General features: G+C 55.4%; 28 protein-coding genes. 16 read left to right on the top strand and 12 right to left on the bottom strand.

Annotated elements, in window-relative coordinates:
- Nucleotides 1-138 precede the first annotated feature (138 nt).
- The 3 genes from LQR33_RS08920 to LQR33_RS08930 all read left to right on the top strand — a co-directional run bounded on the left by LQR33_RS08920 (nt 139) and on the right by LQR33_RS08930 (nt 1,298).
- Nucleotides 139-348 carry a hypothetical protein gene (locus LQR33_RS08920; RefSeq protein ID WP_231468492.1) on the top strand — a complete coding sequence of 70 codons (210 nt, stop codon included), beginning with the start codon at nt 139-141 and terminating at the stop codon, nt 346-348.
- Between the two features lie 243 nt (nt 349-591).
- Nucleotides 592-1,062: a hypothetical protein gene (locus LQR33_RS08925; protein WP_231468494.1), complete on the top strand. Its 471-nt coding sequence runs from the start codon at nt 592-594 to the stop codon at nt 1,060-1,062.
- A gap of 8 nt (nt 1,063-1,070) precedes the next feature.
- Nucleotides 1,071-1,298, top strand: coding sequence for a hypothetical protein (locus LQR33_RS08930; protein WP_231468496.1), 228 nt, complete (start codon nt 1,071-1,073; stop codon nt 1,296-1,298).
- A gap of 58 nt (nt 1,299-1,356) precedes the next feature.
- Here the strand turns inward: LQR33_RS08930 and LQR33_RS08935 are convergent, their stop codons facing one another.
- Nucleotides 1,357-2,271 (bottom strand): AAA family ATPase, encoded by a 915-nt coding sequence (locus LQR33_RS08935; protein WP_231468498.1) that lies wholly within the window; start codon nt 2,269-2,271, stop codon nt 1,357-1,359.
- 7 nt (nt 2,272-2,278) lie between these two features.
- On the bottom strand, nt 2,279-2,554 hold the full coding sequence (locus tag LQR33_RS08940; RefSeq protein WP_231468500.1) for a hypothetical protein: 276 nt from the start codon (nt 2,552-2,554) through the stop codon (nt 2,279-2,281).
- Nucleotides 2,555-2,688: 134 nt separating this feature from the next.
- Between LQR33_RS08940 and LQR33_RS08945 the strand changes: the two genes are divergently transcribed.
- Together LQR33_RS08945 and LQR33_RS08950 are read left to right on the top strand one after the other, a co-directional pair.
- Nucleotides 2,689-2,997: an H-NS histone family protein gene (locus LQR33_RS08945; protein ID WP_231468502.1), complete on the top strand. Its 309-nt coding sequence runs from the start codon at nt 2,689-2,691 to the stop codon at nt 2,995-2,997.
- A gap of 108 nt (nt 2,998-3,105) precedes the next feature.
- Nucleotides 3,106-3,444, top strand: coding sequence for a hypothetical protein (locus tag LQR33_RS08950; RefSeq protein WP_231468504.1), 339 nt, complete (start codon nt 3,106-3,108; stop codon nt 3,442-3,444).
- A 52-nt stretch (nt 3,445-3,496) separates the two neighbouring features.
- Here the strand turns inward: LQR33_RS08950 and LQR33_RS08955 are convergent, their stop codons facing one another.
- The 10 genes from LQR33_RS08955 to LQR33_RS09000 all read right to left on the bottom strand — a co-directional run bounded on the left by LQR33_RS08955 (nt 3,497) and on the right by LQR33_RS09000 (nt 14,547).
- Nucleotides 3,497-4,081: a hypothetical protein gene (locus LQR33_RS08955; RefSeq protein WP_231468505.1), complete on the bottom strand. Its 585-nt coding sequence runs from the start codon at nt 4,079-4,081 to the stop codon at nt 3,497-3,499.
- Nucleotides 4,082-4,089: 8 nt separating this feature from the next.
- Nucleotides 4,090-4,623, bottom strand: coding sequence for a hypothetical protein (locus tag LQR33_RS08960; protein WP_231468507.1), 534 nt, complete (start codon nt 4,621-4,623; stop codon nt 4,090-4,092).
- 10 nt (nt 4,624-4,633) lie between these two features.
- The gene (locus tag LQR33_RS08965) at nt 4,634-5,761 is read right to left on the bottom strand and encodes a hypothetical protein (RefSeq protein WP_231468508.1); all 1,128 of its coding nucleotides are present in this window, start codon (nt 5,759-5,761) and stop codon (nt 4,634-4,636) included.
- A 234-nt stretch (nt 5,762-5,995) separates the two neighbouring features.
- Nucleotides 5,996-7,042, bottom strand: coding sequence for a type II secretion system F family protein (locus LQR33_RS08970; RefSeq protein ID WP_231468510.1), 1,047 nt, complete (start codon nt 7,040-7,042; stop codon nt 5,996-5,998).
- 18 nt (nt 7,043-7,060) lie between these two features.
- Nucleotides 7,061-8,983, bottom strand: a complete 1,923-nt coding sequence (locus LQR33_RS08975) for a GspE/PulE family protein (protein WP_231468512.1) — start codon at nt 8,981-8,983, stop codon at nt 7,061-7,063.
- Between the two features lie 11 nt (nt 8,984-8,994).
- A complete protein-coding gene (locus tag LQR33_RS08980; protein ID WP_231468514.1) occupies nt 8,995-9,810 on the bottom strand; it encodes a hypothetical protein in 816 nt (271 codons plus the stop codon).
- Nucleotides 9,811-9,819: 9 nt separating this feature from the next.
- Complete coding sequence (locus LQR33_RS08985; RefSeq protein ID WP_231468516.1) at nt 9,820-10,485, bottom strand: type II secretion system protein; 666 nt, start codon at nt 10,483-10,485, stop codon at nt 9,820-9,822.
- 22 nt (nt 10,486-10,507) lie between these two features.
- Nucleotides 10,508-11,533, bottom strand: coding sequence for a pilus assembly FimT family protein (locus tag LQR33_RS08990; protein ID WP_231468518.1), 1,026 nt, complete (start codon nt 11,531-11,533; stop codon nt 10,508-10,510).
- A gap of 1 nt (nt 11,534) precedes the next feature.
- A complete protein-coding gene (locus tag LQR33_RS08995; protein WP_231468520.1) occupies nt 11,535-13,403 on the bottom strand; it encodes a type II secretion system protein GspD in 1,869 nt (622 codons plus the stop codon).
- Between the two features lie 31 nt (nt 13,404-13,434).
- Nucleotides 13,435-14,547, bottom strand: coding sequence for an OmpA family protein (locus LQR33_RS09000; RefSeq protein ID WP_269326231.1), 1,113 nt, complete (start codon nt 14,545-14,547; stop codon nt 13,435-13,437).
- A gap of 233 nt (nt 14,548-14,780) precedes the next feature.
- Between LQR33_RS09000 and LQR33_RS09005 the strand changes: the two genes are divergently transcribed.
- The 11 genes from LQR33_RS09005 to LQR33_RS09050 all read left to right on the top strand — a co-directional run bounded on the left by LQR33_RS09005 (nt 14,781) and on the right by LQR33_RS09050 (nt 21,394).
- Nucleotides 14,781-15,005 carry a hypothetical protein gene (locus tag LQR33_RS09005; protein WP_231468524.1) on the top strand — a complete coding sequence of 75 codons (225 nt, stop codon included), beginning with the start codon at nt 14,781-14,783 and terminating at the stop codon, nt 15,003-15,005.
- Nucleotides 15,002-16,006, top strand: a complete 1,005-nt coding sequence (trbB, locus tag LQR33_RS09010) for a P-type conjugative transfer ATPase TrbB (RefSeq protein ID WP_231468526.1) — start codon at nt 15,002-15,004, stop codon at nt 16,004-16,006. Before LQR33_RS09005 ends, trbB begins: the two co-directional genes overlap by 4 nt.
- Before the next feature lie 12 nt (nt 16,007-16,018).
- Nucleotides 16,019-16,183 (top strand): hypothetical protein, encoded by a 165-nt coding sequence (locus LQR33_RS09015; protein ID WP_231468528.1) that lies wholly within the window; start codon nt 16,019-16,021, stop codon nt 16,181-16,183.
- Nucleotides 16,184-16,273: 90 nt separating this feature from the next.
- The gene (locus LQR33_RS09020) at nt 16,274-16,582 is read left to right on the top strand and encodes a TrbC/VirB2 family protein (RefSeq protein ID WP_231468530.1); all 309 of its coding nucleotides are present in this window, start codon (nt 16,274-16,276) and stop codon (nt 16,580-16,582) included.
- Nucleotides 16,582-16,902, top strand: a complete 321-nt coding sequence (locus LQR33_RS09025; RefSeq protein ID WP_231468533.1) for a VirB3 family type IV secretion system protein — start codon at nt 16,582-16,584, stop codon at nt 16,900-16,902. The genes LQR33_RS09020 and LQR33_RS09025 overlap by 1 nt, the downstream gene beginning before the upstream one ends.
- Nucleotides 16,903-16,944: 42 nt before the next feature.
- A complete protein-coding gene (locus tag LQR33_RS09030) occupies nt 16,945-19,479 on the top strand; it encodes a VirB4 family type IV secretion/conjugal transfer ATPase (protein ID WP_231468535.1) in 2,535 nt (844 codons plus the stop codon).
- An 84-nt stretch (nt 19,480-19,563) separates the two neighbouring features.
- On the top strand, nt 19,564-19,728 hold the full coding sequence (locus LQR33_RS09035) for a hypothetical protein (protein ID WP_231468537.1): 165 nt from the start codon (nt 19,564-19,566) through the stop codon (nt 19,726-19,728).
- 51 nt (nt 19,729-19,779) lie between these two features.
- A complete protein-coding gene (locus tag LQR33_RS09040) occupies nt 19,780-20,355 on the top strand; it encodes a hypothetical protein (RefSeq protein ID WP_231468539.1) in 576 nt (191 codons plus the stop codon).
- A gap of 9 nt (nt 20,356-20,364) precedes the next feature.
- A complete protein-coding gene (locus tag LQR33_RS24210; protein ID WP_269326232.1) occupies nt 20,365-20,499 on the top strand; it encodes a hypothetical protein in 135 nt (44 codons plus the stop codon).
- Complete coding sequence (gene trbJ, locus LQR33_RS09045) at nt 20,480-21,172, top strand: P-type conjugative transfer protein TrbJ (RefSeq protein ID WP_231468541.1); 693 nt, start codon at nt 20,480-20,482, stop codon at nt 21,170-21,172. The genes LQR33_RS24210 and trbJ overlap by 20 nt, the downstream gene beginning before the upstream one ends.
- 9 nt (nt 21,173-21,181) lie before the next feature.
- A complete protein-coding gene (locus tag LQR33_RS09050; protein WP_231468543.1) occupies nt 21,182-21,394 on the top strand; it encodes a hypothetical protein in 213 nt (70 codons plus the stop codon).
- The last annotated feature ends 1 nt before the right edge of the window (nt 21,395 follow it).

Raw genomic sequence — 21,395 nt, forward strand, 5'->3', positions numbered from 1 at the left:
GCCAGGAGCCATTTTTTCAACGCATCCCGGTTTGCATGCAGCGAACCTATCACTAAAATCATGTCAATGTGACAGTGGCAGAAATCAATAGTATGGTACAGGGTTTGATGTCACGAAAATTATGAAAAGGAAATGATCATGTTCAGGTCCAAAAGCAAGAAATTCCATTATTCAGAGAATATAAAGGCAGCGATATTGCTCGTAGTCTTAAGCTTCCTGTTCTGTGGGCTGGGTGTAAAAGGTATGATGCAAGGGGCCTTGTGGAGTGACTTGATTATCGGGCTAGGAGGCGGCTTTGGCTTTTCGGCCGGGATTGTTGCATCACTGCGTGGACGTCGTTTGGATTAAACGCACCGCGTAAAAATAGCCATGAAGCAAGATAGAATGTCTAACTACCACGAAATGGTAAGCATCCTATTAATTATATTGATGTCCTCGTTGTGCAACAGAGGTACATCATCGGGCTGTTTCTAGAAGAGGATCCAGCTCTCAGGGTTGGTTGGGTTGGGTGAATAGCAGTATTATTTGGTATGATCATGGGGTTTGTCGAGATCCACGGCCCAAGAGTATTCTTTGTAAAAGGGTAGATATATGACACGCGATGAGTTCGCAAAACTTACAGAAGTTCAGCAAAGTGCTATCTACAACTACCAAAGCACAGTTTCCTACGTTTGGCACAGAGCTATAGAGTACGGGGGCGGCCTGGTTATGTTGGTTTCTGCACCCATATTGTTTCATTTCATAATTGGACCCAGTAAATCAACCCAGTCATCCTCCGATCAAAATTTAGTTTCTTTTGTGACAGTTGTAGTTGATTTCTTCTCGCGTCCCATCGTCATAGGGTCCATGCTAGCTTTTGTGTTTGGACTTGGCTGTTTGATTATGTATGTGTGCGCAGTTAAGGTCCGTCAACAGCGACGAGAACTACTGAATGTTGGTCTAACTCCAAAGGATATAAAGGGACTCCGTGACGAAGATGTTTTTGAGCTATTCCTGATCCCTCAGCTCAAAAAACAAGGCGTGCCTGTGCTTGAAGATGAACCTTATGGACATGCCAATTAAGGAGAGACATGCTGGAGAACGAATTAGAAAACTGCGCAAGCTATCCCCCTCCTTGCACTGTTGTGCTGTACAAAAGTATGGACGCGGCGATATCCGAATGGGGCCAGCTGATTGAGGCGCGTGCCGACTTGGAACGGAAGTCGTCCAGGCGAACTCAACGTGACCTGAAGATAGCGCTAGGTTTTTTTACATTTGCCATGCTGAATATTTTGTCTCTCCTGGTTGTTCTGTCGTAGTCGTAACTTCAGCCAGACGTGTTACCGACTTTAGTGAACTTGGTCGGAGTGGTAATCCTTAGCGGCTTTTCTTGAGGGATCCCCCGGAAGCGATCTTGGCCGTCACGTTCCCGTTGGTGTAGGTAAGCCGCATCGTAGGATCACCGGCTACCAATTGGTGAGGCTTGACCACGGCCAGGTCATGTTCAATTACGACTTGCCTGCCGGCATCCTGGAACGCCAGGTGGTGGCCGAGCAATAACAGTCCTCCAGCGTAGTCGCCGGCGCTGAGTCGTGCCGTGGCTGGCGTATCGTAGCCGGGATGCAGGCCGGTGAACCGCGCACGGTCCTCCCCGCGCTCCTGGAGCGGGACCAACAGGGCATTTTCGACCCAGGCCTCGAGCTGATCATTCCGCTCGATCACCTCTGGGCCCTGCAGGGCAAGTTGGAAGCGATGGCCCTGCAGCGCGATAGAGTTGTCGAAGACCAGCGTTTGGTGTGCCAATTCGGTTGCCAGCGGCAGTAGCGAGAGTACGCGATGGTAGCGTTCTCTGACCTTGTCTTGTGGCACATCGTGGCCGCCGTCTTGAACGCGATTTTGTACCCGGCGCACGTTCAGGTCAGGCGTGGCCAGGCATACGAAGATCAGGGTGACGTCGTAGCCAAGCTGGCGAGCATCCTGCATGATCCCCAGCTTGGAGCTGTGGGAGCCGACCGTTTCGAACGCGAACGGCTCTCGAGCGCGCATCCACGCGCGCCGCTGATCGTCGGCCAGGCGCTGCGCCGTGCGGTTACGTTCGTCTTCGCTACCGGGTAGAGTTTTGGCGATTTCGTCGGGGTTGACGTAGTTGGCCGGGATCTGCAACCGGCCTTGGTGGCGTAGCCAATCGGTCAAGGTGGTTTTACCGCTGCCGTTGGGGCCGGCGATCACTACCAATGAAACGGGCGACTCTTGGTCGCCCGGGGTGTTCGATTCAGTGTGGGTTTGCGTCATGACGGTGTCAGGCGGCGGCCTTCTTTTTGTGCCCGAGTCGGATTGCGGCGGTACGAATGGCTTTGGATTTGCCCAGTGCACTACGTATCCGCAAAGCTGTTTTGCTGAGTGATTTCTTTGCAGCCGCCGGCGGTGCGACCTTCTTGACCTGCACGATCTTGCCGCGCGCGTCGAGACCGGAAACGGGCAGCCCTTTCTCCAGTCGCTGTTTGATCGCATTTTCGCCGGCGCGGCGGGCCTCGTCGACGACTTCCGAGAGAGGCACTCCTAGAAAGGTCTTCATCGTGATGTCCTCCTTTTCGCTTCCAGTATCGCATAAACCTAGCAATTTAGGCCACCCAGACCAGATTGGCTGGGTGAAAAACATCATTCATATGTGCTATTGTATCCGCCTTATGATCCAGCATTAGGAATAGCATGATGATCGACGTGCAGTCATTGTCTTTCCCTGACCTCCTCAAGCTGCGTAAGCAGCTGGATGCCCAAATCGCGGTACGCAAGGAACAAGAGCAGGCTGAAGCTAAGAAGCGCATTCGCGAGCTGTTGAAAGTGCACGGGCTGACATTAGCTGATTTCGGTGAGGAGCGGCCGAGGCGCACTATGGAGGCAAAGTACCAGGATCCGGCCTCTGGTAAGACCTGGTCTGGCCAGGGACGTAAACCGTCGTGGGTCGAGCGGGCGTTGGTAGAAGGCAAGGTGCTGGATGATCTTCGAATTCGGAAGTAAGCCGGCCATGTAACGCGCCGGCGTCTCGCCGCGCGGTTCCCATTTTCACCGGTGAAAGTCTCACAGGGGAGTTAGAGGCTTTCGGCGGAAATCATAAAGGCTCAATCTATGAAAAAAATCCTGGTAATGTCGGTAGCGTTGCTCTTGGCCGCCTGTGGCGGCGGGCAGGGGAGTGAATATCTGGGGAAATGGCAGAACAGCAAGAATGCCAAGTCGTCGCTTGAAATCGTGAGGAATGGCGATAGTTTCCTGGTGAACGAGACCAAGCCGGACTTCTTCAGCAAGGGGGAGCTCAAGACCAGCAAGTTTCCCGCGGTGTTGAAGGACGGCGTGCTGCAGATCCAGGCAGGGATGGGGGCAGTGAACATTGGCCACGTGAAAGAAACGGATACGCTGACGGTGCCTGGAGGCATGGGAGGGACGATCGAATACGCGCGGATCAAGTAAACGCTGCTGTCTCAACAAGAAGAAGAACAAAGCCGGCATAAGCCGGCTTTTGTTATTTGTTCATCGTCAACTGGATTCGTCGTTTTCCCCTGGGTTCGGCGATGAGGACGGAGGTTTCGCTGACGACGGTTAGGACAGGGGCGATTTCGGCCTTTCCCGGGCCGGACGGATAGGCGAACTGCTCGATCGGGTGGCCGAGGGCTATGTACTTGCCGTTGATGAACGCGCCTAGGCCAGGGGCGGTCGCATCAAGTTTCATCAGCTGGTTTGTCTGCAGCAGGGCAAAGTAGTCCGGTGCCGCCGGCTCGGTTGCGGCTGCTGAGGCCTCGCTCTTGGCCGCGCGGATCTCGAAAATCTGGTCCATGTTGGTCGCGCCAGGCGGCGCGGCCAGCGTACTCCCAGGCACGTCGGGCTGAAGAATGCGAGGATCTTTCGCCGGCGCGGTAGCCATCAGCGGATAGAGTTGCTTGAGCTTATCCTCATGCGTGGCGTTAATCGGGGGCATCCCGCCGACGATCAGCAGCGACTGATCCAACGTCACCCGTAGCTGTTGATCCCCGTAATAGACTCCCGCCGCGGCTGCGAGTCCTAAGATCAGCAGGATGTTGCGGGAACTGGTCTCAATTTTGGTTTTCATGGCATTTCTCAGCTGCGGACGAGCAGGCAAGCGTTATAGACCACCATCGTTGGTGCGGTTCCGGCTTGCACGGTCAGTTTGTCGAGTCTCAGATCCTGGCGTTGAGCGAGTTGTTTCGCCGCGGCGAGGAGGGTTTGGTAGTCCTGGGCAACGAAATTCAGTTGATTGCCGCCGGTGTTGCCGATGCAAACCTTGTAGAGTCCCAGTTTTTGGCCGTTGAACTCGATGGGCTTGATGTCGTTGACTGTGAAGCTGTCCATCGGCATCTGCAGGCCGTACTGCTGGATATTCAGCAGTTGAATCAGGCGGTACTGGTCCTTCACGTCGTCGGCGGGGGCGAAGGTGTTCTTCCAACGAACTTGGGAAGGCGCGAGCTCCTTGTACTGAGCCTGCCACTGAGCGAGTCGCTGGGTTGCGGCTTGCTGTCCGTCAGCCTTGCGCGCGAGCGCCTGGTGCGTCAGGTCGCCGCCGTTATACAGGGCTGCCGCAAGCAGCGCAGCCATCGCCATTGCAAGCATTCGATTATCTTGGCGACTTTCCATTGCATGGTCCTTATAGTTTGGCGGTCGGAGACTCACCACTGCCCGATTTGATGGTCAACGACAACCAGGTCTGATTGCCCTCGTGTGCTTCCTGCCAGCCTTGCGGGACGAGCCGCAACGTGATGCCGGTCGAACTGGCCAACTCGGCCAGGATCGGCTGCGCTTGGTCAAGGGGAGCGACATCGGGTTGGCGCTGGACGCGCAGTTTGAACTGGATCACTTTTACGGCCTGTTTTGCGGCCTGTTCGGTATTTGGTCCTTCCATCTGATCAGACTCGCCCAGGGTGAGCTCCGTGATGCGCCAATCCGGGTGGCTACCGACGGCGATCAGCAGCTTATCCAGGTTGGGCAGTTGTTGCTGGAGCGGATTGCCCGATTTCATCCACTGATCCCTGGCGCGCAGGAGGTCCAGCGATTCGATACTGGTCGGACCTGCGGCCGCGAGTCGCTGATAGTCGTGTTTGACTGCATTGAAGCGAGCCACGTCGGAGGCCACGGTGGCGGCATAGCCGACTAGCGCAACGATCGCCAGGCCGGCAGGTAAGGCCATCTGGCGGAGTCCATGATGGGCCGTGTGACGGGTAAGGCGCGTGCTGGTGGCCTTTGCGAATGGCGTGTCTTTGGCCAGGATCAACCCCGGGTAGTCGACCGGCAACAGGGGATTGGTCCAGATCAGCCGGGTGTCCGGGTGACTATGCTGGTCCAGCAATTGCCGAACCTCTGTGTCGTAACGGAAGTTGTCGGCGGAGACGAGGATCTTCTCGCTGATCTTGACCAGTTCTCCCTTGTCGAAGGTATAGAGGCTGATATAGGTCTCATCCACGGAGTGGGAACCGTTGATGATGATGCAGCGTCCTTTTTGCTTGCGGCCGTAGCGAAGGATACTGTCGACGGCAAGAGAGAAGCGGACACGTTTTTCAACATTTAGCAATGTTTCATGTATCTGAACGTACATGTGCCGCTGCTTGCCGATGCGTAGGATCTTGCCGAGCGATCGAGGCGGCTGCGGCAGAAAGCCTTTCCGGATCGGGGACTTCTCAAGCGAGGCGAAGACCAGCTCGCCCAGCAGGATGATGGGTTTCTTTGATGGCTGTAGCTGTGCGACGCCGGCGGCATCGCCGAGGTAGTCGTTTTGCATGACCAGCTGCTCAAACCGGCTCTTGCCTTGGGCAGCTGGAATACCTATGCCTGTGGGATTCGGAAGATCCGTCGATGCGAGAGGAGGAAGCTTGGCGGCCGGCTTGTCGGCCAAGGGTTGTGCATTGGCTTCCGCGCGTGGGGTGGACCTGCCAATCTTTCGCAGCGTGGTTAGTGCGTTTAGCAAAGGATTATTCTTCATTGTGGATGGCTACCTTATGAATAATCGTTAAGTTCATTGTCCGACGACTTTAGCAGATTCTGCCATTTGTATAAAATACATCAACATTGGTGTTACACCAACGACAGCCGCCACCATAATTGCCACCAGTCTGCTGATGTCGACGAATCTCTCGATGATCTCCATACCGATGTTGATCAATGGCTGGCTGGCCTTCTGGAAATGCTTATCCGAATCACCCGTGGAATCGGTTAGCCGAAACGCATTGACAACGAAGACGGGGAGGTGTTGGCGTGGATCGTGTTCTGGAAGGCGGTCGAGGTCGACTGCTTCCGATAACCCACGCGGTGCGTTCTCGGCGATTGCCATCACGCTGGGCACCATATAAGAGAGCAGTAAGTTGTTTGAGCAGCGAATCGCATCAATGGGGGCGATCCCGCAGCCGGTCATGACACCAATGTACTTAGACCACAGACCATAATAAAGTGCTCTGATGGCCATCCCGAGGCCAGGAACATAATCGAGCTTGGCCAGCAATGCTTGGCGAACCTCACTTTGTTTGAGCAGGTGGTTGCCGAGTCCTATGATTGCCACCAGCCCGCCCAGCATTAGCAGAGAATGGTCGTGAATCAAGAATTGGATTCCCTCTGTGAGTCTGACGATGAAGGATTTCTCCCCTTGGGTTCTGGGCAAACCTTTGATCAAGGTCGGGATCACACCGATCAGGAAGAAAAGGCATACCCCAAAGCCGCTCAGGATATATCCCGCAGGGATGATGAGCAGACCTAACTTCTTGCGGATTTGCAATTGCAAAGAGATAGTCTCTTCAACCTGTTTGAAGATTTCTGGAAGCTTACCTGTGAGTTCGCCGATTTCCACGGGGGCTGTGGTGGTGGATGGCCAGTGCTGTTTCAAATACGAGGAAAGCGGATAGCCATTGCGGCAGTGGATGCTGGCAGCCAGCCAAAATTCCTTGTGTGGCTTCTGTAATTTGGACATCTCAACCAGAGCTTGGTCGATTGGAATACCGCTGTCGAGCAGGTTGTGCATGAAAGAGGCCGCCATTTTGAGGTCGACCAGGCGAAAGCTTTGTTTGCTCATATTTTTCACCAGTGAAAATCAAATCAGAGCATCTTGCAGCGCAACTTCGCCGATTAGGACGCGCTGCAGTGCCGCTTCGAACAGTGTCTGATCTCGAAACCCTGCCAATGCGCTGGGCTTGAAACTTTTGCGTTCGGCCATGTCGTGCAGCAGGTCTTTCAGTTCACGGGTGAACGTCAGCGTTTCATTGATCGGAAGCTCGCCGACGAAACCGGTATGGTCGCAATATGAGCAGCCGTCGGGAGAGGCCGCCTTGCTCTTACGCAGCTGCGCAATCTGGGCGTCTGTAAGCGAGGTGTGTCCATGCTGTCGGCAATAATCTTTGGCTAGGCCTGCGACGTTATCGAATTTCTGACTGTTGATCGGTGCGGAGCATTTGGGGCACAAGTGTGGTAGTAGCCGTTGCGAGATGATCTGGTTGAGCGATTCGATCAGGTCATTTTCGGTGACGATCGCAGCATTGGCATTGTCGACATGCGTGTTGGCGATATAGGCCATCACGGCCCGGTAGGCGAGGATCGTGTTATTGGCGTGCACGGTCGAGACCACAACGTGGCCAGTGCCAGCGGCGCGCGCGCAAGTGGCGGCAGAAGCGCGATCGCGTAGCTCGCCCACGAAGATCAGGTCAGGATCCTGGCGCAAGTGCGCGGCCATCAGCACGTCAAAGGTGTTTCGAGCATCGATCTGGTGCTGAATGATCCCTGGAATTAGGCGTTCAATCGGGTCCTCGGCGCTCAGCCGGTTCATCGTATCGCCGTACATGTCATAGTGCAGGCTGAGCATGCCGGCGATTGTAGTCGACTTGCCCGATCCCGTTGGACCTGCCAACAAGATCAGGCCTTGCGACTGGCTCAGGGCAGTCGTCATGAGATTGATGGTGGCCGGTTTGATCTTCTGCTTTTTCAAGTCAACCCTGGAGGTGTCCCGCGGGAGCAACCGGATGGATACCAACTCCGAAGGGTGAGATAGGCCCGCAGCGTTCGGAGACGTGAAGCTCAGGCGCAGGTTGACCTCGTGATCTTGCGATTTATAGACAAACTGGCCATCGGCCGGGGCGATAAGCCGGCCTTCGACCAGTTTTTTGCCGGCGGTGTAGGTCGCATTGCTGATGCGATGCAGGAACTGGTTGATCTCTTGAGCCTGCTCGGGGCTGATCCGTGGGCAGACGGGAATATCGCGCATTTTGCCCGACTGGCGGTAACGGACCTGGACGATGCCGTCGGGTTGGGGGGCGAGTTGGATATTGCTGGACTTTTTGCCGGCGGCAAAGTCAAGGATCCGCACCACCAGTTTTTGAGACTCTGTCGTGGCCTGGTCCGGGGTGAAGTATTTGGTCTGCGCATCCTGTTGCAGGGCGTTCACCGCACCCCGGTCGTTGCTCATCAACCGGTAGATTTCCGTCCGATTGCCGACCGCCAGCAGCGGAGATTTTTCCAGTAGCTGGTAGATCGGATCATTGGCACGCTCGTCGCGTCCCATCTGGCGGTAATCCTTCAGGCGCGAGAATTCGGTGAAGACCAGGCAGGCAAAGCCGAGTGGCGTAGTAATGAGCGCGGCTTCATATTCGTTGCAGGCCTTCAAGATGTGTGGCTGCTGCAAGGCGCTGTGTGGCGCGTCGGGGAGCACCATGTAGTAGGGGAGGCCTTGCGTGAGCGCGAGAATCTTTTGGATGTGGGGGCGCAGGTTGTCGATCTGGCTGGTCAGGTGCTCAAGTGTCGGTACATTCCGCGGCTTATCGGCCAGCACACTCTCCACCTTGTCGCGGGTGGCATAGCCGAGCTCGATCACCACATCGCCGGCGCGCAGCGTTTCGAAGCGAAGGCTTTGTTCCGCCATGGCTTTCAGGTCGTCGCCGGCCGATTCGAGGCTGTACCCCCACTCGCCCAGTCGATGCAGAATGTTGACCGGGGGCGCTGCGGTGGGTGTCGTAATAGCGTTCATATAACTATTCCTTAGTTGAATACGCGGGTCGTCGCGTCGAGCTGTGAAGAGATCTGAACAGCCGCGCCGGCCGCGTTTGTGAAGGGGGCTGTCGCCAGGATCGCGATGTAGTCCTCGTTGAGATAGTTGTACACGCGAGGGGTCCCCCATGCCGAATACAGGTCGCTGCAGTCGAGCGGGATGCCTTGCCACTGGTACTGGCCTGTGCAGGAGGTTGCGGTTTTGGAATATCCGGCAAGCAGGTCGGTCAATCTGACGGACGATCCGCCCGGGTTTGGAAAGACCTGCTTGTTGTTGGCTACCATCGCGTAATAGCTGGCGAATTTCTGGAGCAAGCGACGCTGTGCCGTTTTTTCGGCGTTGATTTGGCGCGCGTACTCGTCTTTGAGATCGAAACGCCACCAATAGGAAGTCTTGCTACCGCACCAGGTCGCGACATTGTCGAAGGCGGTGGTGCCACAGGCGTTGTGAGAGGAGTCCAGGTACTGCGACGAGGCCACCGCGCTGGCCGCCGGCTGCGAGAACATCGCTACACGCTGGTATTGCCAATTACCGTCAGTCAGCAGGCTACTGACAGCGTAGCCCTGCCATGGTGTATTGATCACCAGCCGCTGATGTTCATACCCCGGCATTGCTGAGAAAGCGTTCAGGTCGGTTGGTACTGTGCCAGTTTCGCGGATCTGCTGGTAGATGTCGGCGGCCAGCCCGCGCACTTGAAGTGCGCGCTGCTGGTTACCATACCACTCAATCAGCGCGTCCTGGTTGGCAGCCACTCCGGCAAGAATGGCAAGGAACCACGTAGCAAAAAGAATGACGACGAGTGGCATGGTATGCGGTTATCGAATGATGGTGAGAGTTCGGGAACCGTTGGTTGCCGCCGAGAATTGAATCTGAGGATCGCTGGCGTCCGATGCCGGTAGGGCGGTTGCGGTGCGAGCCCCCGCCACCGAACTGTACTTTTGGAACAGCTGCAGGACGAGTTGGTCAGCTACGTTAGTGAAACTGGTTTGAACGCGCGGCTGCCCGTTGATCGTCACCGATTGAATGCTGATAACCGATTCTCCTACGGTGTAGCCGTTGGAGGCGTCCCCTTGAATCTGTGTGCGCGCCGGCTGAATATTGCTGGAGTTGTAGCAGGCCTGATATTGCGGATTCAGGCCCGTTCCATCAACCAGGAACTGCAGATGCGCCGCAGTCGTGACAGTGGTCGTGATCGGGCTGGTGCCGATGATCTTGGATGTGCCGCAGCTTTCGTTAGCAGTTCGCCAGTTTGTCGTGAGCCGATCCGCGGCTGTGAAGTAGTTCATCGCTTTGGCGCTATCACTGGTCCCAAAGACACGTGGCGCGACGATCATGATGAGGAAGCCGATAATGGCAATGACAACCAGGACCTCTATCAAAGTAAAACCGGTGTTTTTTTTGGGTTGGACGGGGCGATTACTATGCGCTTTGCGCATGGCCTGATCGGTGACAGCGTTAGAGGGCGAGAAAATGCGTTTCATTTGTTTTCCTTGGACGATGTGATTAAAAGGTAAGAACTACGTTATTGCCGGCGATGGCACCGTCTGGTGCTTGGCCAAGCGAGACTTGCGAGTGGATTCGAATGGCGGCGTAATGCGGAATTTTGTTTGCTCCGGAAACGGTTGGGTCATAGTCACGGCAATATTGGATAGCTCCTCCCCATGCAGTTTTGCTGAACTCGTCCTGCCCCAGCCCAACTTGGGCAAGGACGTTTACGTTAGCGGCAGATAGGTCATACCAGCCGTCGTAACAACTTTGGTTGGTGGCAGGGTTGCCGCCAGAAAGGTTGGGGGCACCGGGCCCGGTTGGAGCCGGGTAATAGTTGGTCGTATCGTCGGCCGCTGCGAGCTGGCGTTTCTCTCGGAAGTAGTTCAGCAACGAATCGCGTAGCTTATCCATCCGATCAACGCTGGTCTGCAGCATGCTTTTTTGCAAAGGCAGCGTGCTGAAAATCTGAGTACCAAAGTCTGGCGCCGTCGGCGTCCACGTGGTGGCGTTGGAGTTGGTCATCTGTGCGCTTGCGCCAGGTACGCCGGTCGCGGAAGGGTTACAACCCGATCCGGTCAAGGCACAAGTCGTGTTGTATATCGCCCCGACCTGGTAGGTCAGCTGGACCAGCGCGCCGCTGCGGGTGTAGAGCGGGACCTGCTGGGTAAGGCCGGTAACCCGCTGATACACGCGAACGCGTTGACTGCCGAAACCATCGTCGTTGATCTCGTTCGTGGACAACCCGGCTTGCTGGAATGAGCTACCTAGAGTTGCATTGCTGGGGTCAAAGACAGTACTGGTGTAACCATTCCCTGTAAACGGAGCCGGCAGTGTGCCAAGTGGGGACTGAGTGCGAGCCGAATCGAGCAGTACCGAGGCGATGAGCTGGTTGTTCAGGGACTGTCGGTTCTGATAGGCACGTTGATTCATTCCCAGGGCCGCGCCAATCTGGTCGCTGAAGATAGACAGGAGGATACCCATGATTGCCGTGGTAACCAGCATTTCGTAGAGCGTAAACCCAGTTTGGTGCCGCTTGTTCACGTCAGCCCCCGCGCTTGGTGATGCTTACTTTGAGGACAAAGTAAGTGGTTGTTTTGGTTTTACTGCGACTGACCTTGCCGAAGAAACCGCCTAGGGCGGCAATATCCTTCAAACCGGTAATCCCACTGCTGGTATCGCTGTTGGAGTAGGACGAAAGCCCACCCAACACGATCAGGTCGCCGTCTTTCAGTACCGCCTCACCGGTATTGACCTGGTCCTTGATCAGGGGAATCTGCCCTGGGATTTGCTGAATTTTGTCGCCGGCGGTGACCACTTGAACGGTATCCACGGATCCCTGCAGGATTTTCTGTTGCAGGGATACTTGCGCGCGGATAATGCCGCTCGACACGTCGTAGCGCGGATTAATGCGCAAGACGGAGCCGATTTGGTAAGGCACTTCCACGTTCTTCGTGGCGACGATCGAGCTGGTTGTGGCCGAGCCTCCGGAGACCTCTTGGTCGTACTTGATGCGAACGCTAGTCGTCATTTGGCCGAACTCGACCGGCGTGCCGCTAGTGGTGGACACGAGCGGCTTGTCGGTGGTTTCGACATTCTGTTGCGTAGTCAGATAGGCGTTGAAGATCTGCAAGCCGTCGAGCGGAGAGGAAATACCGAACAGACTGCTGCTGCCAGGTAGCGCACTATTCCCGATAGTAACACTCGGAATATTCGAGCCTGCCGTCGGGAGACTAATGGTGGCTCCGCCCAAAATGTTGTTGCTGAGCACCGCTCCATAGCGGCCGGCCGCAAATTTGCCGAGTCCAGCAATGTCGAAACCCTCTGATTGGTCTTCTCGACTGGTGACTGAAATGATGCGGCCCTCGAACGTGATCTGGGTGTTGTACATGGACTGCACGTCATCAAGGTAACGGGCCAAGCCTTTCATCAGCCAGCGCGGTGCTTGAACGGTGACTGCGCCGGTTTCGGGGTTTACTTGGTAGCGGCCGACCTTTTGGGTCACGAAAAGGTCGGAACCGCCTTCCGCATCGGCCATACCAGCTCCGCCCATCGCGGTACCAGGCATGCCTCGCTGCATGCTGGAGTTGAACCCTGGTACTTGCGTGGCTCCTCCTGCAGCCGGTGTCGGTGCGGAGGAGGCGGCTTTATTGGCCGGAACCAAAATGGACAGCCGGCCGGCAAGTTCCGTTTTCAGGCTGCCCCAGAAGTTGTCGTTACTTGAGATGGTGTTGCCGTTCGAACCGGCATTGCTGCCGGAGCTGCCGGAGCTGCCTTGTTGAGCGCCGATCCCGTAGCCGCTCGGCGTCATGCTCGATGGAGCAGCGGTCGCAGAAGAGCTGGAGGAGGACGTAGTCGAACTCGTGCTGTTACCGCTCGGATCAAGCGTTGCCGTATTGAACGACGTGGTGCGGTTACCAATGTTGATGCTCCAGGTTTGCGATTTCATCGGGATGATCTCAACGACATGACTGTTGTCGTCGACTTCGTAATCCAGCCCCATTGCACCCAGGAGGACCTGCAAGGCGATTTCGCCGTTGACACTGCGCACGCCATGGCCGCCGTACATATAACTATCCAGAGGAAGGCTACTCGTAACATTGATGCCATGATCACGAAAAACCTTGAGGATCTCGAAGGCGGAAACCGGATATTTGGGGACATAGGTCAGCTGCATACGGCGCAGCCAGGCCCGCTGCTTGGCCTCCTGAGCCTCATCAGACAATTTCTCGAAAGAGAGAGGCTGTTCACCGCGGAGGACGATCAACGGCTCTTCACTTTTTGAGGCTGCCTTGGCTTTCTCGTAGTCCTCGGTGGCGTTCTTATGCAAGTCGCCGGCCTGCTGACGATAATTGGTGGAGCAGCCGGTTGCCAGCAGGCTTGCCATCAGCGGGGCAATGATGATGCGTTTCATGTTCGTTCGAACCCTTCAACAAAGTGTGTTGTTAGCGGTCCGTCACTCGGATTTCCGGTGTCGGCTGTTCGTCGGGGAGGATTTCGATCTTGATCAGCTTGCCCGCGCTGGCATTGATGATTTTCATCACGTCGAGAAAGTCCTTCTCGTAAGTGCGTGCGGTGTTGACCTTGATGTAGTTGGACGCCTTCCAGTTCAGGCGGTAACCAGCGTCTTTGGCCCAAACCTCCAGGTTGTCCTTGAGTGTCTTGGTCGGGTCCAGCACCCACTTGGGTTTCGGCGCGGTTTCCGGCGGAGCGGAGAAATCTGACGCTACGGTTACGACTGTGGCCGGCAGCGCTGCCGCGCTGATGATTTCTGCAGCGGCAGGCGGCGCTGCTGGAGCCACTGCGGCGGGCTTTGGCAACTGTGCTAGCGCCTCTTGCACAGCTGCCGGCGCGGCAGGAGGTGGTAAGGGAGTGCTGGCCCCAGCTTCGATGTTAGGCGGAGATGGCTGCGTGCTGGCTACCGGTTGGGTGAACTCCTTCATAATGGTGATCGCCGTTTGCGGGTCGATCTTGCCGTTGGCATTAATGTCTAGGAGTTTGTTGACGATCAAGAGGCGTACATCGCTGTTGGCCAGCCCCGCCTGTGCGCCGCTGCCAGGCGCTGCTGGTGATCGGGGAACTGTCGGAACTGCCATGTTGGTGGTGGGGCTGGATCTTGCAACCGGGGTACCGGCGGAAGACGGAAAAATTTGTATGAGGCTCAGGTAGACGCCGGCCTTGGCGCTGTTTTCGCTGGCGTCGTTCTGAATGCGGATCCTGGGCGCACTGATCCCGCGCTGCAATAAAAGACTGCGGATGGTATTTGCACGTTGATTTGCGAGTGCAGTGTTGTAACGGGCGTCTGGCCGACCGGTGATGATGATTTGGTCTGATGAGGAAATGACTTGCAAGGTTTCTTGTATGGCCTTACGCCCCAGCGGGCCAAGACGGGCGCTACCGCTAGCGAATGGTACGGCATGGTTGTTGACGGAGTCCCCACGGCGGACTCCCGCAGCCGGGGGCTCATCGTCAACCACGCTGTACGAGGCCTGGGCCTGTCCGATCGCGCCCAAGAGGCAAGCGGCAATCGTGAGGCGTTTGAACGTCCATGCTGGCATTCGTACCTCCCTATGATCTGGTTTGTAAATAGTTCATTGATATATGCGCAGATTATGCAGCGGCTCTTGCTAAAGTTCAACATAAGTTGCACAATTATCACAGAATGTTTTACCGTGGTATCGATCAAAGGGAGAACCTCTCCGTTTTCACTGGTGAAAACAAGGGGCGATCAGTTGGGAGTTTTCAGCGCCGATGTGCAATTTCGTAAATCTGACTTCTATGGCAGGTCGCCATGAACAAAATATCTGTTGACGATTTTATAAAATCTACGCCCATCGCAGGCAAAGGGCGGCGCTCGAGATTGATGCCCTTCCTCGAAGACATTAAGACCTTGCGTGAGAAGGAGTACTCGCTCAGTCAAATCTGTGCTTTTTTGCAGGCGAACAACGTCCAGACGACTGTTGCAACGGTGAGTAGCTTTATCCGACGCCACATTTCCAAGGAGCAAGAAGAATGAGCGCAGACCAAGATTTTTCCGGTTTGTCCGCGGCTGAGCGGGTCAACCAAGAACGTTTGCTCGATGCAATTCGCTATGCTTTCGGGCCAGACATCATGGAGGCGATGCTGGATCCGAAGGTTGTTGAGGTGATGCTAAACGACGACAGTATTGTCTGGGTCGACCGCCTGGGGGAGGGGATGGCTCCTTTATGTGATAGAGATGGTGAAGTCATTAAGATGCTCCCATCGCAAGCGGCTTCTCTGATCAATAACGTGGCCACCATGCTTTCCGACACCGTCACCGTCGAGAATCCCATTCTCGAGGGTGAGTTGCCGTTGGATGGTTCCCGCTTCGAAGCTCTCATCCCCCCAGTAGTGGAGCGGCCGATCTTTGCTATCCGTAAAAAGGCCTCGCTGATCTTCACGCTGAACGATTATGTGAAGCAGGGTGTTATGACACTTGCCCAGGCGGACTACATCCGTGACGCGGTGAGAAAACGTCAAAATATCCTGGTGGTCGGCGGGACGGGATCGGGTAAGACTACGCTCGTCAATGCGGTTCTGCACGCAATTGCCGAGCTTACACCTGATGATCGCATGCTGATCATCGAAGATACCCGCGAGTTGCAGTGCTCCATTTCGAATAAGGTGCTGCTGCGGGCAACGGACACCGTGCCGATGCAAATGCTATTGAAGGCCACGATGCGCTTGAGGCCAGACCGAATCTGCGTCGGCGAAGTGCGTGACGGCGCAGCTTTAACGCTGTTAAAAGCATGGAATACCGGACACCCGGGTGGATGCGCGACAGTCCATGCGAACGGAGGTGAAGCCGGCTTGCTCCGGATCGACCAGCTCATCCAGGAAGTTTCCAATCTACCGCAGCGAGCGCTCATCGCAGAAGCGGTGAACGTGATCCTCTATATCGAGAGGACCCCAACCGGCCGCAAGCTGCGTGAGATGATCGAGGTCAACGGGTACGACGAAGTTACACGCAAGTTCCAATTCACCATTCGTTATTAAGGAAACATAAATATGGAACAGTTCATATGTCGCCCAGAGGTTGTCTATCACATCGGTAATGAATTCCTGATTTCCGGGGCTGCGGCCATCGGCTTCATGATTCTCTTCCTGACCAATCTGAATGGTCTGCGTGACCGTGTGAAGGCGAGGAAAGCAAAGGAGGGCGCGACCACCTAAAAGTGTCCAGACAGCTTCGCCCCCCAGCTCGCTAAAATTCACCTTTAGTTTATGCATTAAACAGTGTTATTTGATGGAGATCATTTCGAAATGAAGACCAATATGAACAGCATCGCCAAAGCTCAGATGGCCATTCTGCTGTGCCTCTATGCCTCCGCGGCGTTTGCCGGCTCGATGCCATGGGATGGCCCGTTGTGCACCATCGCGAATGCTCTCACTGGGAAGGCTGCATTTGCGATCGCGATTGCCGCCTTCTTCGGTGCTGGGGCCAAGATGGTATGGGGCGAGGAGCTGACCGGCATGACCAAAACGCTGCTCTCAGTCGTGATGGCAATTTCCATTCTGATTGGCGGCGCGGCGATCGTCCGCATGATTAACCCCAGTGCAGTGAGCTGCTGATGGATGGCTTGCCCATCCGACCGATCCACCGGTCGCTGCTGCGTCGTCAGACCATCATGGGAGGCGAGCGCGAGTTAATCCTGAGCTCCTTCCTAATCGGGGTCGGGGTCGGTTTTGCCTGCACGGGGGGCTTCGGTCCCTTGTACGGCATTCCTGTCGGCTTAGCGATAACCGTGGCGCTGCTGTTCGTCGTGAAACGGATGGGTGAAACCGACCCACAGCTGTCGCGGATCTTGCAGCGTCATTTCCGGTACCGGGCATACTACCCTGCTCGTGGGCGGATCCGGTCGATCATTCCTCAGGTGAGGGATTTCCGTTAACACCTGGCCGGCAGTTGCCGGCTATTTTCACTGGTGAGAAAAATGCTGTTCACCAAAGAGTTTCAGGACACGCTAAACGGATACGCTGATCTGCTGCGATTCTGCGCCATCATCGATAAGGGCGTGGTCATCGGCAAAGGCGGCGAGTTGATGATGTCCTTCCAATTTCGGGGGAAGGACAACGAGTCCAGTTCGTTTGAGGAAATGGAGGCAGTATCGCAGCGGCTGAATTCGGCTCTGCAACGCTTGGGCGCGGGCTGGATGATCCATTGCAATGCGTTCCGGTTGGAAAGCTCCGGGTATGCCGACCCTGGGCACTTTCCCGACCCAGTGACACGCCTCCTCGATGAAGAGAGACGTCGGCAGTACCATCAAGAGGGGCGTCACTTCGAGGGACAATGCGTCTTTACGTTTACTTATCTCCCGCCATTGCTTTTGGAAGCCAAGGCAAAGAATTACCTGTTCGAGCAAAGTGAGGATCTCAAAAGCCGAGCGGGGCCAGTGGCGATGCAGCAACTGGAGTATTTCAAGCGTACTGTGGACGATATCGTCGCCGAGCTGAAAATAGAAATGGAGTCGATGGTCCGGCTTGAGCCGGTGTTGATGCACAATTTGCCGACCAATAGTCAAGTCATGCTTGATCCGCAAGTCGGCTTCATGCACTGGTGTGCCACCGGGATCCGTCAGCCGGTAATCGTGCCGAAGCACCGCGCCCCATTCGGGCTGGACAGCATCATTGGTAGCCAAGATTTCTACGGCGGCGTTATGCCGCGGGTGGGTAAGAAGTTCATCAAGGTGATCAGTCTTGAAGGCCTGCCGGAAGGGACCCACTCGGGGATCCTTCATATCATGAACACCATCCCTGTCGAGTACCGCTGGAGCACGCGCTTTATTTATGTGGACAAGCAAGAAGCCTTGTCCATCATGGACAAGCAGCGCAAGAAATGGCGACAGGCGGTGCGTGGTTTCATGGACCAATTCACCAATAAGACCACGGGAGCGGTTAACCAGGACGCAGCCGCGATGTCGGCCGATGCAGAAATGGCCATGGCCGAATGTAACAGCGACCTAGTGAAGTTTGGCTACTACACTTCCTGCGTCGTACTTTACCATGAGGATCCTGAGTTCCTTGAAGCCGCTGGTGACATGGTTGTAAAGGCCTTGCGCCAGAAAAGCTTCGTGGTGCGTGAAGAAGACATCAACGCGGTTGAGGCCTTTCTCGGTTCCTTACCCGGGCATGGTTACGAAAACCTACGCCGCCCTTTGTTGCACACTCTCAATCTGGCCGATCTGTTCCCAACCACTGCAGTCTGGCAGGGTTTGGAAGAGAACCCGTGCTCATTCATCCGTGACATGTACCCGCGGGCAGATGTTAAGGTTCCCCCGCTGTTCTATGCGGCCAGTACGGGCAGTACGCCGTTTCGGGGTTCTCTTCATGTCGGAGATGTTGGTCACACGTTGATCCTGGGTCCGACGGGCACCGGCAAAAGCGCGCTACTGGCATTCCTGATGGCTCAGCATTTCCGTTACCCACGTGCTCGAGTGGTCGCATTCGACAAGGGCTATTCTGCGTTCGTGCTCAACCAAGCCTGCGGCGGCAAGCACTATGACATCCTTGGCGAGAACAGCAAGTTAGGGTTCTGCCCGCTGGCCAATGTCGACAAACTGAGCGAGCGCGCGTGGGCAGAGTCCTATCTGATGACGATGCTCGTTCTGCAGAAGGTCACAATTACCCAAACGATTCGCCAAGAACTACGGCGCGCCCTGCAAGTGCTGGCTAAGCAACCGAAGAAATACCGCACGCTGACCCATTTCGTTGGTCAGGTCCAGGTGAAAGAAGTGCGCCAGGCGCTGGAGTTTTATACGTTCGGCGGTGGCGCTGGCGGTATTCTGAATGCCGACGAGGATACGTTGAGCAGGTCCCATTTCACCGTGTTCGAAATGGAGGAACTGATGGAGCAGGGCGACGAGCACATCGTACCCGTGCTGATGTATCTATTCCGCTGCATCGAGCGGCAACTTGATGGCTCGCCGGTCATGGTGGTGCTTGACGAGGCCTGGCTGATGCTCGAGCACCCGATGTTCCAGGAGAAACTGCGCGAGTGGCTGAAGGTGTTGCGCAAGGCAAACGCACATGTGGTGTTTGCGACGCAGGAAATTTCGGACGTCCACAATTCGCCAATCAGAGATACGATTTACTCGGCGTGCATGACGAAAATCTTGCTGCCCAACAAAGAAGCCGCAGGCGAGAACTTCATCGATCTTTACCGGAACCTTGGCCTCAATAAGCGGCAGATTCAACTGCTAGCGATGGCCGTTCCCAAGCGGCAGTATTACTACATGTCAGCCTATGGTCGCCGCTTGTTCGACTTAGGACTTGGTCCTGTCGCATTGTCTTTGGTTGCCACCGCCGGCATTGAAAACACGGAGCAGGCCAGGGCTCTGATCAAAGAACATGGCAAGGGCTGGATCCGTGTCTGGATGAAGGAGCATGGGGTCAGTGAGGAGATGCTTCGCGTTTTTGACGGTTTTGCTGCTAATCAGACGACGTATAATGCTGAACTGCTAGTGGCGTGAGACTTTTTCACTGGTGAAAATAGTGCTTGCCTCCATTGTGCATAGTGTTATGATATTAGTATCACCGCACAAAGGGAGGCAATCATGGTATTCGCTGCTATTTTCGCGTTGCTCTTCATGTTTGGAAAACTGCTTGGGCCCATGCTTAGCTTTGCTCTGAAGATTGCCTTCACGGGCATTGGTTTGTTTGTGGGTACACTGTTTTATGTAGGTCGGGCATGCGCCAAAGAGTTATGGAATGAAAAATAACATACGTTATGCAATAATTGGCGCACACCTGTTATTACTGTAGGAGTGAAAATGAAACGTATATTGATGTTTTTCTTCATGCTATCCGTTGGACAGGTGGTCAGCGCGGCTGGGCGCCTGGCGTGTTCACCGGATTTCCGGCCCGTGATCCAGGATGCCGTTGCAGTGAATGAACCTGGTCAGCCGGGTCTGGTGTTCGTCGGCATGCATAGTCCGGATCAGCGCACGGCATACTTCCTGAATCTGCAGGGTGGCTGGGATGCGTATCAAGGAGGGCTGTATCAGCCGGCCGCACGATACGATGCGGGATTGCCGTCAAGTTATCCGCTGACGCGTTACTTGCCGGGAACACCGTCGTATACCTCCGCGGCTTTCCAAGGCTGGACTATCTATTTAGGCTACGGCGTGTTGACGCCAAAAGCTCAGGGGATGGTTAAGACGCGACGTGACGCACTCAACCAACTCCGGCCGGAGCGGGTCGCTCAAGGCAAATGGAACCCCGAATACGATAGCGATGATAGGTTCAAGTTGTCGCTGATCCAGAAAGATCTGATGGACAACCAGAAGTACGTCAAATCGATGGTGATTCCGTACCTCGATTGCAGCCCTCCCGATCATGGAAAGTGAGGCTTAATCATGGAAGAAAAATTTACCGCCGTTGAGGCAAACGACATGGGGGCATTCGTCGAGGACGCGGTGAGTCCCGACGAAGCTGCCCAGGCTGAACCTGTAAACAGAGAGGACTACCAAAATGAAAAAACTGCACAGTAAAGCATCTGTGTTGCTCGTACTGTCTATCGGGCTACCGATTTCCGCACTAGCGGGTTCCGTCGGGGGGACGGGTGGCTCGACTGAAGTTACCCAAATTCTGAACAACGTTGAGCTGATTACACAGACCTCCCAGCAAGTTAAAATGGTCCAAGTCCAGTTGCAGCAGGCACTGACGAATCCGAACACACCATGGTCTCAAACCATGCAGTCTTTGCAAAAGCTGCGCGATGTCGTGCAGAAAGGGCAGGCGATTGGCTACCAGCTTTCTGGAATGGAGCAGCAATTCAAGAACACCTATAAGGGCTACGCCCGAAGCAATGATATGCTCGGGGACTTCATTCGCTGGAACAACACCACGCGTGACTCCATCCTGGGGGCGCTTGGGGCTGCAGGACTAACGGTCGACCAGGTGGCCAGCGAGGGTGCAATGATCGACCAGTTGCGCACGATGGGACAATCAGCCCAAGGGCAGATGCAAGCGACCCAAGTCGGAAATGCCATAGGGGTGGAAATGGTCCAGCAAATGCGCCAGTTGCGGCAGCTACAAGCAGCACAAATGCAGGCCCATAACGCGTATCTCGCCGGCGAGACCGATCAAAAAGCCGCTACGCGGTCTGCCAACGACACTATTTTCAATCTCCGTAAAACGAAATCGGGGACTCTCACGAAGTAAGGGGGAACTATGAACAAGGCTCTACTCGTTGCAACACTGCTCTTGACGATTGGCTTGACTGCATGTGAGAAAAAGGAAGTACCCAATGCGGAACCACCGAAAATCCCCCCGGTGATCAAGTCTGAAGAAGGCGCGAATCCGTGGGGCAAAGCGCTGGGGAAATCCAACACGACCAGCAAGCTTCGGCACAAAGGTGCGGCGGCGGATGGGCAGGGCCAGTAGT

This window comes from Chromobacterium piscinae (genome assembly GCF_021129175.1).
GTDB classification, from domain to species: domain Bacteria; phylum Pseudomonadota; class Gammaproteobacteria; order Burkholderiales; family Chromobacteriaceae; genus Chromobacterium; species Chromobacterium piscinae.